The 12,908-nt window shown below is 57.0% G+C and carries 9 protein-coding genes and 1 pseudogene; 7 read left to right on the forward strand and 3 right to left on the reverse strand.

Annotated elements, in window-relative coordinates:
• Window positions 1-1,473: 1,473 nt before the first annotated feature.
• Window positions 1,474-2,374 (forward strand): annotated as a pseudogene (locus DKK74_RS07460) (aldo/keto reductase).
• 133 nt (window positions 2,375-2,507) lie between these two features.
• On the opposite strand, the gene DKK74_RS07465 reads toward DKK74_RS07460, so the two are convergent.
• Together DKK74_RS07465 and DKK74_RS07470 are read right to left on the reverse strand one after the other, a co-directional pair.
• Window positions 2,508-3,464 (reverse strand): bacteriochlorophyll 4-vinyl reductase, encoded by a 957-nt coding sequence (locus DKK74_RS07465; protein WP_110413476.1) that lies wholly within the window; start codon window positions 3,462-3,464, stop codon window positions 2,508-2,510.
• Between the two features lie 441 nt (window positions 3,465-3,905).
• Window positions 3,906-7,811, reverse strand: coding sequence for an LPXTG cell wall anchor domain-containing protein (locus tag DKK74_RS07470; protein ID WP_110413477.1), 3,906 nt, complete (start codon window positions 7,809-7,811; stop codon window positions 3,906-3,908).
• A gap of 157 nt (window positions 7,812-7,968) precedes the next feature.
• Between DKK74_RS07470 and DKK74_RS07475 the strand changes: the two genes are divergently transcribed.
• The 4 genes from DKK74_RS07475 to DKK74_RS07490 all read left to right on the forward strand — a co-directional run bounded on the left by DKK74_RS07475 (window position 7,969) and on the right by DKK74_RS07490 (window position 10,534).
• Window positions 7,969-8,460 carry an inorganic diphosphatase gene (locus DKK74_RS07475; protein WP_046323398.1) on the forward strand — a complete coding sequence of 164 codons (492 nt, stop codon included), beginning with the start codon at window positions 7,969-7,971 and terminating at the stop codon, window positions 8,458-8,460.
• Window positions 8,461-8,610: 150 nt separating this feature from the next.
• Window positions 8,611-9,057 (forward strand): DUF3290 family protein, encoded by a 447-nt coding sequence (locus tag DKK74_RS07480; protein ID WP_045924896.1) that lies wholly within the window; start codon window positions 8,611-8,613, stop codon window positions 9,055-9,057.
• Window positions 9,058-9,060: 3 nt separating this feature from the next.
• Entirely contained in the window at window positions 9,061-9,705 is a 645-nt protein-coding gene (locus DKK74_RS07485; RefSeq protein ID WP_219997359.1) for a DUF421 domain-containing protein, read from the forward strand.
• 265 nt (window positions 9,706-9,970) lie between these two features.
• Window positions 9,971-10,534, forward strand: coding sequence for a manganese efflux pump MntP (locus DKK74_RS07490; RefSeq protein WP_110413478.1), 564 nt, complete (start codon window positions 9,971-9,973; stop codon window positions 10,532-10,534).
• A 1-nt stretch (window position 10,535) separates the two neighbouring features.
• On the opposite strand, the gene DKK74_RS07495 is transcribed toward DKK74_RS07490, so the two are convergent.
• Complete coding sequence (locus tag DKK74_RS07495; RefSeq protein ID WP_110413479.1) at window positions 10,536-11,198, reverse strand: hypothetical protein; 663 nt, start codon at window positions 11,196-11,198, stop codon at window positions 10,536-10,538.
• A 163-nt stretch (window positions 11,199-11,361) separates the two neighbouring features.
• Here DKK74_RS07495 and DKK74_RS07500 point away from each other — a divergent pair, with 163 nt between their 5' ends.
• Window positions 11,362-12,192, forward strand: coding sequence for a winged helix-turn-helix transcriptional regulator (locus DKK74_RS07500; RefSeq protein WP_110413480.1), 831 nt, complete (start codon window positions 11,362-11,364; stop codon window positions 12,190-12,192).
• 61 nt (window positions 12,193-12,253) lie between these two features.
• On the forward strand, window positions 12,254-12,901 hold the full coding sequence (gene nth / locus DKK74_RS07505) for an endonuclease III (RefSeq protein WP_110413677.1): 648 nt from the start codon (window positions 12,254-12,256) through the stop codon (window positions 12,899-12,901).
• Window positions 12,902-12,908: the final 7 nt, after the last annotated feature.

The following is a 12,908-nucleotide window of genomic DNA, read 5'->3' on the forward strand; positions in this document are numbered from 1 at the left end:
GGGCCACTCAGAATAATCTCAACAAGATAATGACAAACACGTCCAAGGAATCCATAAAACGCTGATGGTCACATACGGTGGGTGATCAACCAGAGAACCCTCGCGATCTCGTAAATCTGGAAACCAGAGGCTGTGTAACTAGCTAAAAATGGCAATCCTGGATAAAGCATATGAGCCAACAACGCTGATGCTCATCGGTTGCAGAAACTAATGTCATACGAATCATGTGACATTCCACTTTTATAACTGTTGAGAATGAATATATAGAACTTAGCCTATTGGATAAACCATTATTGAAGTACTTTCCATGAAATGCCTCGAATGACGCATCATTACCAGTAAGACTGCGAAAAACCGGCATATGGAAAATACCACCCAATCCATGCAATAACTTTATGAGTGAAGATATCCCCATCGCATTTAAGTGTGATATGACCGTGCATGTCACAAATCGGGTGAACTTTCCTGCTGGACCAGAAACAACTACCGTCCACATTGCATCTTATTGCTTATGCGAGAAAACAACTCACCTAGAGAAATCGAGGTATAAAGGCAATGTCACGTCACCAAGGTGAGAGAAAAAGTGCTCCAGGTGAACATCGACGTTGCTGTCGTATCTCATAATTTAATTAATAAGGTGCATACTACAAGAATTCTCCCAAGAAGAATGATGCCGACATCCATGGGACCGACAAATGGGTTTTCGTGCTTGCTATCCGATTTCTGGTTGAGCGCGCTGGAGTCGTCGTCATTTTCGTCGGTGTTCCCCTCAAACACCGGTAAGGGAGAAAATACTCTGGGCTTTGCTTGCCGTGGCTCTTGTAGCTGTTTGGAGTCAACCGTGGGTAACCCCAATTCAGCTTGTACACTGCACCTCTCCTACAAATTCATCTTGGAAATGACGGCGTGTGCTGTCGTTAGTCTGGCATACTAAGCAATCTACGGAGGTAGAGCTGCCGAGTTTTCTTCGCTGCAGCTTTTGGGATTTGGTCTTTATATTATAGGCATCCATCTGCAAGGCAGATGGATGCCTATAAAGCAGTAAGTACACTTGATTTTTTGGACCCAATGGCCGTCGGTCGACAATACTGCTTGTTCCAACTGAAAAACGGTAAGGCGAAGGAATACGAGACAGTACCTACTCAACTTAGCTCGTCCAAAAGCTCGCTGCACAAATCCAACTACGTAAGTATCGAGCCCAAACCCCAACCCTTGCTACTAATAAAACTGAAACTAAATTCACTCATATTCCGGCTCTTTTCTTATATCTGGCTAGTCAAAGTTCTTAGCAGGTAAGTGGCAAAAAGCTTGGATGCTCCTTCGCGAAGTAGACTTCTCGAACTTGCTAGCATAATTGCATCTGCACCAAGGAAGGCCAAGGGGGCTTAAATGCAATACACAAAACTGGGCGAAACGGGCATCAACATATCGAAGATCTGCGTGGGGTGCATGAGCTTCGGCAAACCAGGCACCATGCATGACTGGACACTGGATGAGGAAGGGACCGACGCGGTCGTTGCGCACGCACTGGACCTGGGCATCACCTTCTTTGATACAGCCAACGGCTACTCGGCTGGGACCAGTGAGGAATATCTGGGAAAGGCGCTTAGAAAGCATACAAGCCGCGACCGGGTGGTCATCGCCTCCAAGGTCCACTTCAATGAGGGACGGCTTTCGTCCAAGGCCATCCATCGCGAGATCGATGGAACGCTCAGGCGACTGGGCACCGACTACCTGGACCTCTATATCATCCACAGGTTCGACTATGAAACGCCAATCGAGGAGACCGTGGAAGCGCTCAACGATCTGGTCCAAGCCGGCAAGGTGCGAGCGCTGGGCGCCTCGGCCATGTACGCCAGCCAATTTCAGGATATGCAGAAAGTCGCTCGAGACAACGGCTGGACCCCTTTCAGCGCCATGGAGAACCATTACAACCTGCTTTACCGGGAGGACGAGAAAGACGGGCGTCTCACTCATGCCCTACAGCCCTCTGGCCGCCGGCCATCTGACACGGCCCACCTGGACCGCCGACACACTGCGCAGCGCCACTGATAAGGTCTCGCGCGGCAAATACGACCGGGCCGAAGACAACGACCTTGCCATCATTGACCGTGTGCAAAAGGCGGCAGAGCGGCACAACGTTCCTATGGCCCGGGTAGCCATCGCCTGGCAGTGGGCCAAAGGCGTCGCCTCACCGATCATCGGCGCCACCAAAGCCCATCATCTTGACGATGTTGTGGCTGCGCTGGATTTGGAACTCACGCCTGAGGAGATCGCCTCCATGGAGGAGCCCTACCTGCCGCATGAGACAGTGGGAGCCATCGACAGCAATCCTCCTGAAGGCGTGGTGCTGCTGGACGCGGAGGAGAATTAACGCAATCCCCCCTGGCCTGGAGCATAGGCATGTTGAATCTAATGACTTGTGATTCATTGCCAAATCATACATTTATTGCTGTGCCAGACCCGGGGAACAGCTTAAGGAAAAGTCCTGATAGACTCGGGTCGGTCTATAGTTCGACACAACCGTCCGCATCCTCCAGATCCGCTGAATCATCCGAATCCTCGCTAATTTCTAGAACAGTCAGGGCATCAGAGGTCTCAGTATCTTCAGAATCTGCTGGCGTATTCAACGTTTCCGATGCCTGTGGATTCCCGGATGTCTGCGAATTGACCATGTCTAAATCCAGTACCTTTTTATAGTCGCGATCCGCATCAGACTGTGAATAGCCAAAGTGAGCCTCATCCATAACGGAAATCAGGTGCATACCCATAGGGCGCATAGTTGTCCAGGTAATCCCTCCCGACACCACTCCACCAATTATCGGCACAGCCTTGGAAACCCCTTTGGCAAAGACGCTTTTAGTCATTTTTACGGACATGGTCTTGGCTACCGATTTGACGATCGGATAGATCACTCCTTTTGTCAAGGCCTTCTGTGGCAGATGCTTCAAGGCTGATTTCCCCAGTTGCGTGGAGATCAAACGCACCGCCGAACTGGCACCAGCGGCGCCAAGCATGACACCGAGGTATAAAAGCAATTGATTCCCGATCACCTCATCATCTGGCAGGGCACCTTCCCAGAAATCCTCCTCTCCATACAGATAGGCGATCTCTTGGGCTGTTATAAAAGCAAAACCGTAGAACTGGGCCGCATCTCCTGGAATTGTGACAGCCATGGTAATCCCTCCCGGCACTCCAGCCAAGAAAGATGCACTAGTGGATTGCCCTGTTCTTTTCAGGACGATTTGCCGTGCCATCTTATAAAGAATCTTCCGATCACAACCCGCGGCCACGGGGCCCCTCTTCACTATGTCTTCAATGACCTGCCGTGGAGCGCTAGCGAACTGCTCACGTAGAAACCGCTCACGATCTACTTTCATCCCCGGAATTCGCATAGCCTGATTCAGCACCACCATCAAGGGTTTCCCGCCATCTTTAGAGCTTTCGGTGTTTTCCTTCGCCATCGCTAACCTTCTCCACCGCCATCCTTGGCCGATATTTTACGGGGTCAATAGTATCCAAGAAACCAGACGATCACATCCATAACCGCTGCACTCAAGCGTGAGGCTGACAATTTACCAAGCAGCCGTCCGCCTCAGCCGTTGAATGTTTTAATACGGACAGCACAATCATTTGTTCAGCCAAACTTTCATTTTGCCTATTACTGATTTCTCGAGGCAGAAATGACATAAGACTCTGAAGATATCTGGGAATGGCCAAAATAACTGACGTTCGCCTGACGAATAGCCGACACACCCTGCCTTGGATCCGGAGCAGGCCGGTATCGCTCTCCCAGATCTATCTGCCCTGCGACAGGTCGAGACCGACCCTGGTCTGCCGACCAGCCTCATTAAGCCAATCGGCAGACCAAGATGCACATACGGGTCTCTGTACTTGTTCCAGGGTCACTGTCTCCTATGATTCCTGGCGGACATCTGTCTGACTAAGCGGAAGATGATAAGCCCGGTCATGACCGCTGCGGCGGCGACGGCCAAGGGAAGCACCACCGAAGATCCGGTCTTAGGCAGTGCTGCTTCCAGAGCATTCCAGTCATCACTGTTGGATTCAACAGCTTGATCAGCGCAGAGCAGGCGACCATCGACTACCACTCCGCGAGAGTCCGCTCGTCCAGTGGCTTTTTGGGCGTTCTCCATTTGCGGCAAGGAAGCCTGATCTTCCACCGGACAGGGCACCAGCGGGCTGCCAACTACTCGGGCCCTGTCGGTGTGCCGACCTGATATGCCTGTCACTGTGGCATGCACGTCCACAGACTGGCCAGGCCGTAGCATTAGGGTCGACCAGTTGTCAGGATAGCGAATCCGAGTCACACGCCCCTGACCGACGACTGTCTGATCTTCCAAATGTAGTTGCCGGGCGAGGAAAATTGCTCCGGTCCCATCGCTGGGATCGCGAGGAGAATCGTTGGTGATCCGGAAGACAATAGGGACATCATCATGAGTTCGAAGGGCCTGTTCCGGCTGATCCCGATCACCCTTAGACATACCGCCGGCCTGATCAAACTTCTCGATATGCAGTGCCGGGGTCATATCGGGCGTTCTGGTCCAGACCGTGTTGGAGACCAGAGTCTTGTCCTGATAGAACTCAGTAAATCGGTTCTCATGACGTTCCACCTTCTTCAGCCTTCTGCATTGCAGGTAAGCCCTCCAACCGACTGGGCGGTCGCCTGAAGCACTGACCAATGCCAAATATCGCGGTGTAGCCTCCACTTTGACCAGACCTACAGGGTCTGCGGCCATCGTGAACAAGGGACCGCCAGGGATATCAGCTGACATGTTCGAACCAGCCATGATCTGTCCATGATGAATCAGGATGCGTCCATTCTCGTAGAGATCCTGGTTAGCGTAGACGGCCCAATGGCCGGTGAACCGATCCACCGAGGGGTCCAACCGATCCTCAATCCGCCAGGTCCCCACCTGCGGATAGGCCCGTCCGGCCGGCAGCAGACTGGAATCCAGCCGGTAGAGGAAGATCCGGCCACGGTAGATACTGCCGCCGTGGGCGCTGTCCCCACCTACGGCCACTACCACATCCTTGGCAGGATTGAGCGGCTTGACCGGATTAGCGACCACATTGGTCGCTTTGCGCATGTCGTTGACGATCTGAGTCGCCTGGTTGCGCACCACGTGACCAGGCTCTGCACGGATGACCGTGTAAGGCAGGACCAGATCGTAGGTGCGCCCCAGCAATCCTTGGTTAATGGCCGGCTCCCTGAGGGGACTATGGCCTCGGGCAGCGGCATAGGCAGCCAAATCCGCAGGTTGAGGATCTCCTTTGAGGGTCGCACCTGTGGCCGGAACATAGGTGTCCACAGTTTTGGCGAAGACCAGAACCATACCGTTTTTTACCTGAATATTGAAAGCCTTAGTGTGATCACGACCGTCGGAGCCAAGAACCTCGATGCTCTTGGAATCGATATCCAGGTGACGAGCATCGTAGGCATCCGTCATGCCCAGCCGCCAGACCGGATAGGCGGTATCTTTGCGGCGGGCGTCCAGACTGATCCGATAGACTCCATGGTCGCCCATGAAGAGCACCTTAACGTCGATGCTGATGCCTGGATCATGCGCGCTGACATCGCTCTTTGAGGGATGGAAGTTAGCTGGCGGATTGCTCACTTGTTTGGAGGGGGTCAGTGAATTGTTCAGTGTCAGCAACCACTGATTGCCCACCCGATGATCCCTTGGGGCCTTGGAATCAACCCTGCCCTCAAAGCGCAGGCGCATTCTGGGATTGCTCCCGGCACGCCACTTGCTGATCATACCGGAATCGGTAATGGTCACCCGCAAACTGTGATCCTTGTCCTTCCACTTTGTGGCGTATCCGGTCTTGGCGATGATATCGCCGCTCTGCAGGTCAGTCACCTCAAGGGTCTGCTTGTCGGGCAAAAACCAGCGATCATACACATCCGTCAGGGTGATTGACTTGACAGGATATGCCAGATTGTCGGGCAGGCTGGGCTGGGTATCCAACTGATATTCCAGTCGCTGACCGGGGAAGACCATTTTGCCGTCAACGCTGGCCTGCTCCCCACCTTGACCAGCCTCAGAGATTACATCCTTGCGTACCGGAGGTAGGTATCCGCAAATGCCCGGCTTGTTGGTCTCCACACTCTGCGTGTTGACTGTCTGGGAACCCGAGTTGGTCAGGGGCTCGCCCTGGCTGCCATGGCTATTAGGAGCTCGGCAAAAGGTCAGCTCCTGGTCAGGTGCTCCACCCATATCCTTGCGGACCTTAGCTGCGCCGCCGCCGTTGGCAAAGTTAACCGTGAAGGGAACCAGCATGGTGACCTGCTTAGGGTCCTCCATCCCCTTAAGACCGTTCAACCATCCGCTTTTGGCTCGGGCCTGTGCCCGGGTGCCGGTCACACTGATCTCGAAACGGTCTGTCACATCCCTTCCCTTAGCCACAATGTCCTCGATGCTGCTGCGGCGGTAGTGCTCGTCTGCATCAGCCTTGGCTTTGGCCACGAAGACGCGGATGGCCCTAGCCCCATCCTGATCAACCAGATAGTCAGCACCACTCCAGTCGTCAGTCAGGGCGAAAACCTTGGGTGCCTCAATCAGATGGGCTTCGACAGCGGCGTTGACCACCGACCCCACCCGGTCTCCGTCCAGAAACGCATGCCCGTCGGCACCAGTTCCGTTACTCCATTGGGGGTCTATGACGCTCTTCCACACCCCTGTAGCTGTATCTCGCAGGATCCAGGATTTGTCGGGCCTGGGCTCCCAGGTGGGTGTACGACGCTCCGGGGTCGACTGGTCAATCTGCCGGGCGGCGCCCTTCCAACTGACTCCTCCCTGATCCAGAATTACCCCGGTCTCTGGCCGTTCGACAGTCACATCCAGCTGCCATGCCCAGCGGTGTTCCTCCGGCAGAGCACCGCCCTTCCAGGTGGCTGTGGCCCGGTCACCAGGCGGCCTAGCTCCTTCGGCAGTGTTGAAAATGAATTTGTCAGTCAGATCTTCTCCGCTGGTCTGGTCCCTGACATGCTGACCACTGATACGGTACTGCTTACCTTGAGGATTGAAGACATCACTAAAAGTTAGTTCACGCCCGCCCCGGCCGGTTCCAGTGACGATATGGGTGCGATTGGTCATTCCATCCGCGCTAGTGCCATGATCTACTTGCTTATCGGGAGCATCCGGAGGCAGATCGGCCGGCTTGGGCTCGTAGTCGTTGAGCATGATCACCACCAGGGAGATGCCCTTCTCGTCGCCTGCATACTCGTCAGCGAACTTGTCAAGATTGTCGTTGGGCTGATCCCAAAAGGAATCGCTGGTCCGATAGGTCACCCCACGATTGCTAAAGGTGCTGTTGGCCACCTGGCTGCGCCAGCTATCCATCCAAAGCTTGTGAATAGCCACAGAAATCCCGTCAAAGATGCGTTGGGATCCACGATAGCCGGCAACCACTCCCACGCCGGTTACCCGACAATGGGCCTGTCCGGACTGGTCGGCATGCGCCTCGTTAAAGCGCGCCTGACAGTTGCCATTGGCCTCGTCAAGAGCCTGCCGCTTGACCCGGGCCGTAGTGGCATTACCACCATCCACGACCCCCATCTTGGAGAAGGCCCTATCGATGCTGCCTATCTCATAACCGCCAAAAGCCCCCTGGTCGTCATCCTTGTAGGCCCAACCCTGCCAGAGCCGGAGCTTTTGGCCACCGGGAGGTACTGGTCTGCCGCCAGCATGACCTGATCCTCCGCCAGCCATAGCAGGAGCCGCCGGGCCGGCAAGGGTCGCCAAGGCGAGCAGAACCGCCAACATGCCGGTCCACCTATGCTTGTACATACTCGTCCTCACTCTTCGCCCGCTCCATTCCTTGAGTATGAACGGCTGCTGAGCATATACGTGCGTAAGAGTGAGACTGTGGTCGAATGTGCCGCGGGACGGTTATGCTGTGTATGAGACATACCTATGCTGTCCAGACCGAGAAGGAGACAGGACAATGGCAGAGACATTCGATGTGTTGGTCGAGATCCCCCGGGGCTCCCGCAACAAGTATGAGATGGACCACGATAGCGGCCATATCAGGCTGGACCGCACCCTCTTCACCTCTATGGGCTACCCCGATGACTACGGGTACATCGACGGCACCCTGGGCGAGGACGGTGATCCCTTGGATGCTCTGGTCATGATTCCCGACTCGGTCTTCCCGGGCTGCATCGTCGAATGCCGCGCCGTGGGTCTCTACCACATGGTCGACGAGGCCGGCGGGGATGACAAGGTCCTCTGCGTGCCTGCCGATGTCCGCTACGATGCCATCAAGGACATCGACGACGTCTCCGACTTCCACAAGCAGGAGATCAAGCACTTCTTCGAGCAGTACAAGGCTCTGGAACCAGGCAAGGAGGTCATGCCTGGCGACTACTGGACCAACGCCGAGGCTGCTGAGACCCAGATCAAGGCTGCACGCGAGCGCCTGGCCGCCCAGCACTGACCTCTCAAGGCCGACCAGTCGGCACAATCACCCCGGCAAGGGCCCAATCGAGCGCCCGAACCGGGGTTTTGCATGCCCAAATCCTCCCAAAACGCGTCTGGCCGTCTACGATTGCCAATTGCGGGTGCGCGCGCAAGGGCAGGAGCGGCTATGACTTTCTATACGTACCAATACCTCAAGGGCGGTCAGACCAACTGGACCATGATCAGGATCATCGTGGTCGTCGTGCTGGCCCTGGCCTTCCTCTTCTTCCTGTTTATGTACTCACGCCACCGCTGGAACCACAAGTACAAGGATCTGTCCATAATCCTGGCCACCCTGCTACTGCTGGCGGCGGCCATCCAGTACAGCGACTACACCAATCTGCGCACGGCCAGCCTGCAGAGCGGACAGCTGACCACGGTCATCGACAAATCTGCCGCCAAGCTCAAGGTCGATCCTGAGCAGATCAGCATCAACGACACCTCGCGCAACAACGACATGATCATCAAGACCCCCAAGGGCTACTACACCTTGGTATTCAACAGCTCCGGCTCCGAATTCCTGCTGCAGCGCGCCGACCTGTACCACCCAGACATCACCGTGATCGGAGAGTGACCCATGGATATCAATTTCTACGTCAACGTGGCCCTGAAGCTGATCGTCGGTCTGCTCTTCATCACCCTGCTCATCAACGTGACCGGCAAGGGGAACCTGGCGCCCACCTCGCCCATGGACCAATTGCAGAACTACGTCCTGGGCGGCATCATCGGCGGGGTCATCTACAGCGACAGCATCTCCATGGCCCAGTACATTGTCATCCTGCTGATATGGGCAGCCCTGATCCTCATCACCCGATATGCCAAGACTCACATCCATGCGGTGGGCAAGTACATCGACGGCGAACCGGTCACCATCATCAAGAACGGCAAGCTGTTGGTACAAAACTGCCTCAAGGTCAACCTAACGGCTAAGGAGGTGGACTTCAAGCTGCGCACCAAGGGCATTAACGACATTCGCGACGTCAAGCGGGGCATCGTCGAACAGAACGGCAGCTTGACCATCATCTCCGAGGGTGACAAGGACGTGCGCTATCCGGTGGTCATGGACGGGCGGGTCAATCCCGACGTGCTGGATACCATGGGACGGGACGAGGACTGGCTTGACGAGCAGCTGGCCAAGCAGGGCATCCACAAGGTCAGCGATGTGTACATGGCCCGCTTCCAGAACGGTGAGTTCTACGCCGTCACCTACCAGGACAAGTAGCGCCATCCACGCAGCGGGGGGCAGCCTGACAGTGACTATGGCTCACTAATGGGCCTGTCCGATAGCCTGTCATGCTTGATTCTCCAGCGCTGACAGGTAAAATCTATGTCCATATTGTTATGGCGTAGCATGTGAACGGCATTCAACGAATTCAAAGCCGACTCCAGTCGGCAGTTCCGCGCTCGACGCTCCCGAGGCGTAGGCGGGTTTGAGGAGACCTGGTCGAGGCCCATCCCACCGGGGATGAACCCTTTCAAGGAATGCCGTGTTCTTAAGACTGTTGTTTATCGCTTTAGGTGTATCTTCTGACGCTTTTGCCGTCTCCATCAGCAAGGGACTGTCCGTGGACAGACTGCGGGCCCGCCATCATTGGCTGGTCGGACTTTGGTTCGGCGGATTCCAGACTCTGCTGCCTCTGCTTGGCTACTTCGCAGCCTCCATGCTGCAGGACTCCCTGGCCGCTGTGGATCACTGGATTATCTTCGGCATTCTGTCGGCCATCGGGGTCAACATGATCCGCGAGGGCGTCTACGGCAAGGAAGAAGGAGCTAACGGAGAAGAGAGCTTCTCCTGGCGGCAAATGCTTCCTGCAGCCATAGCCACCAGCATCGACTCATTCGGCGTGGGTGCGGGCCTGGCCCTGCTGGGCATCAACATCTGGCTGTCCGCATTGGTCATCGGACTGGTGACGGCTACGGTCTCCATAGCGGGATTGCGCATTGGATACGTCGTCGGTTCCCGCTGGCGCAAGCCGGCCAGAATCGCCGGCGGCATCATTTTGATAGTCATGGGCATCCAGATCCTTCTGGATCACCTGATGAACGCCTAGCTCAGATCGTCGTCTGGAGGACGAGGGCCGCCAGTACCACGATGGCTCCGGACAGAAGCACCGACATCAGCGCCAGACCAATGGCTCCAGGCCGATCAGCTGCTTCTTTGGCCCAGCGATAGCCTGCGGCGATGAGCCCGATCAGCAGCAGCAAGGCCACCAACCCCACCAGAATCGGCATTAGGTCAGGTTGCAGGTCTCTGATCAGCTCTGGCAGGAAGACCCACCCCGAGGCGGCGACAGCAGTGACCCCGCCCATGGCCGTTGCGGAAATGCCTCGGATGACCATCTGCCGGTCCCGACGCAGCATCTGCCGAACGAACATGAACACGGCCAGGAGGGCAAGCAGGAATGCCGCAGTCGACAGCCAGACCCTGAAGGCGTCAGACCCCTGCACGACCAAGGCCGGAACCAGACAGGCCAAAGTCAGCAGAGCGAACATGGCCCGGTCGGGGCCGGGTCGAATGCCCCGGCCGACCAAAGGCCAGGAGGCCAACAGGGCCAATGCCAGCACCAGAACCAGGACGGCCTGCACCCATCGGGCGACCCGAGGCTCTGCCAGCAAACCCGCCGCCACGCCCGGCAGGACCAGCGCCGCCAGGGCCAGCAGCTGCGTCAGGGCGGGCGCGCGCCCATCCCGGGTTTCTTTTACGGTCTGCGCCATGGGTCCTCCTGCCTGTCCCCGTCGGGGAGCCATACGTCACATCCTAGGGCAAGGCCATCCTGTGAACTCGGAACCCCTGTGACGGGCCGATTGTACAATGATGACGGCTGTTCAACGAATCCACTCCCGCTATGGACGAACGGACAGGGAAGAAGGTACCCCCGTGACGGATCTGACCTTGATGACCTGCGCCGAGGACCCGGCATCGGTTCTGCCAGCCTTGGCCCTGCTCTCCCATCGAGTGCGCGTCCTGCCCCTGGACGCCGCCTCCCTGGTAAGAATGCCCGAGGACACAGTGCTGCTGATCGATGCCAGCGACGATCTGGCCGAGGCCAAGACACTCTGCAACCTGACCCGAGCCTCGGGTCTGTCCACGCCCATCATCCTGATTCTGAGCGAGGGCGGTTTCACCGTGGTCAATGCCAGCTGGGGCGTGGCCGACGTCATCATTCAGTCCGCATCCCCAGCCGAGGTCGAAGCCCGGCTGCGTCTGGTCTGCCAGCGCGAGACCCCGACACGCAAGCCGGATGCTCAGCCAGAAGAGGCTGAGGACCAGGTGCCCACTGGTCAGGTCCGATCAGGCGATCTCGTTGTGGACACCGAAAGCTACACGGCCCGAATCCACGGTCGTCCCATCAACCTGGCCTACAAGGAGTTCGAGCTGCTCAAATACCTGGTTCAGCATCCCGGCAGGGTCTTCACCAGGGCGCAGCTCCTCCAGGAGGTCTGGGGCTATGACTACTACGGCGGCACCAGGACGGTGGATGTGCATGTGCGGCGTCTCAGGGCCAAGCTGGGCAGCGAGTACGAGCACCTGATCGGCACGGTCCGCAATGTGGGCTACCGGTTCGACCCTCCCTCGTCAGCACGGACGGCCTCAGCCCCCAAGGCCGAGCCGGATGCCGGGACCGACCCAGACCCAGCCGAGCAAGAGGACAGCCAGTCAGAACAATCCCAGGATTCCAAGAAGAAGAAAACCGATCATAGTGACTGATGCATCATCAAATCGAAAGCGTCCCCAAGGCAGGGAAAGCAAGGCCCACCGCCTGTCCCGCATGCACGAGGAGTACCGCATCCTCTGCCAGGTCTTTCCCGAGGCGGTCTGCGCCCTGCACTTTCGCAACCCCTTCGAACTGCTGGTGGCTACTGTCCTGAGCGCCCAGACCACCGACAAGCGGGTCAACTCGGTGACCCCCGAACTCTTCGAGCGCTACCCCGATCCCGCAGCCATGGCCCAGGCCCAGCCGAACGAGCTGGAGGCCATCATCCACCCGGTGGGCTTCTACCACGCCAAGGCCCGCCACCTGCTGGGGCTTTCCCTGATGCTGACTGAAGACTACGGCGGCGAGGTCCCTCAGACCATGGAGGAGCTGACCGCTCTGCCCGGTGTGGGACGCAAGACCGCCAATGTAGTCCTTGGCAATGCCTTCAACATCCCCGGATTCCCGGTGGACACCCACGTCACCCGAGTCACCGGCCGCCTGCGCTGGCGGACCGACTGGCGCAGCACCCACCCCGATCCAGTGAAGATCGAGCATGAGATCTGCGACTGCTTCCCGCCCGAGGACTGGACCAATCTGTCGCACAGGCTGATCCTCCACGGCCGAGCCACCTGCCACGCCCGCAAGCCCGACTGCCTCCACTGCCCCTTGGCCGAAACATGTCCCAGTGCCGAACTCCTGGCCGGACCGGCCTCTCGATAGAATCAAA

The sequence above is a fragment of the Bifidobacterium asteroides genome (assembly GCF_003202755.1).
GTDB classification, from domain to species: Bacteria; Actinomycetota; Actinomycetes; order Actinomycetales; family Bifidobacteriaceae; genus Bombiscardovia; species Bombiscardovia asteroides_F.

Bases quoted from the DNA above. Each gene is read 5' to 3' on its own strand.
- DKK74_RS07465 (WP_110413476.1), bottom strand. From the start codon at position 3,464: ATGGCGAAGGAAAACACCGAAAGCTCTAAAGATGGCGGGAAACCCTTG.
- DKK74_RS07470 (WP_110413477.1), bottom strand. From the start codon at position 7,811: ATGTACAAGCATAGGTGGACCGGCATGTTGGCGGTTCTGCTCGCCTTG.
- DKK74_RS07475 (WP_046323398.1), top strand. From the start codon at position 7,969: ATGGCAGAGACATTCGATGTGTTGGTCGAGATCCCCCGGGGCTCCCGC.
- DKK74_RS07480 (WP_045924896.1), top strand. From the start codon at position 8,611: ATGACTTTCTATACGTACCAATACCTCAAGGGCGGTCAGACCAACTGG.
- DKK74_RS07485 (WP_219997359.1), top strand. From the start codon at position 9,061: ATGGATATCAATTTCTACGTCAACGTGGCCCTGAAGCTGATCGTCGGT.
- DKK74_RS07495 (WP_110413479.1), bottom strand. From the start codon at position 11,198: ATGGCGCAGACCGTAAAAGAAACCCGGGATGGGCGCGCGCCCGCCCTG.
- nth (WP_110413677.1), top strand. From the start codon at position 12,254: ATGCACGAGGAGTACCGCATCCTCTGCCAGGTCTTTCCCGAGGCGGTC.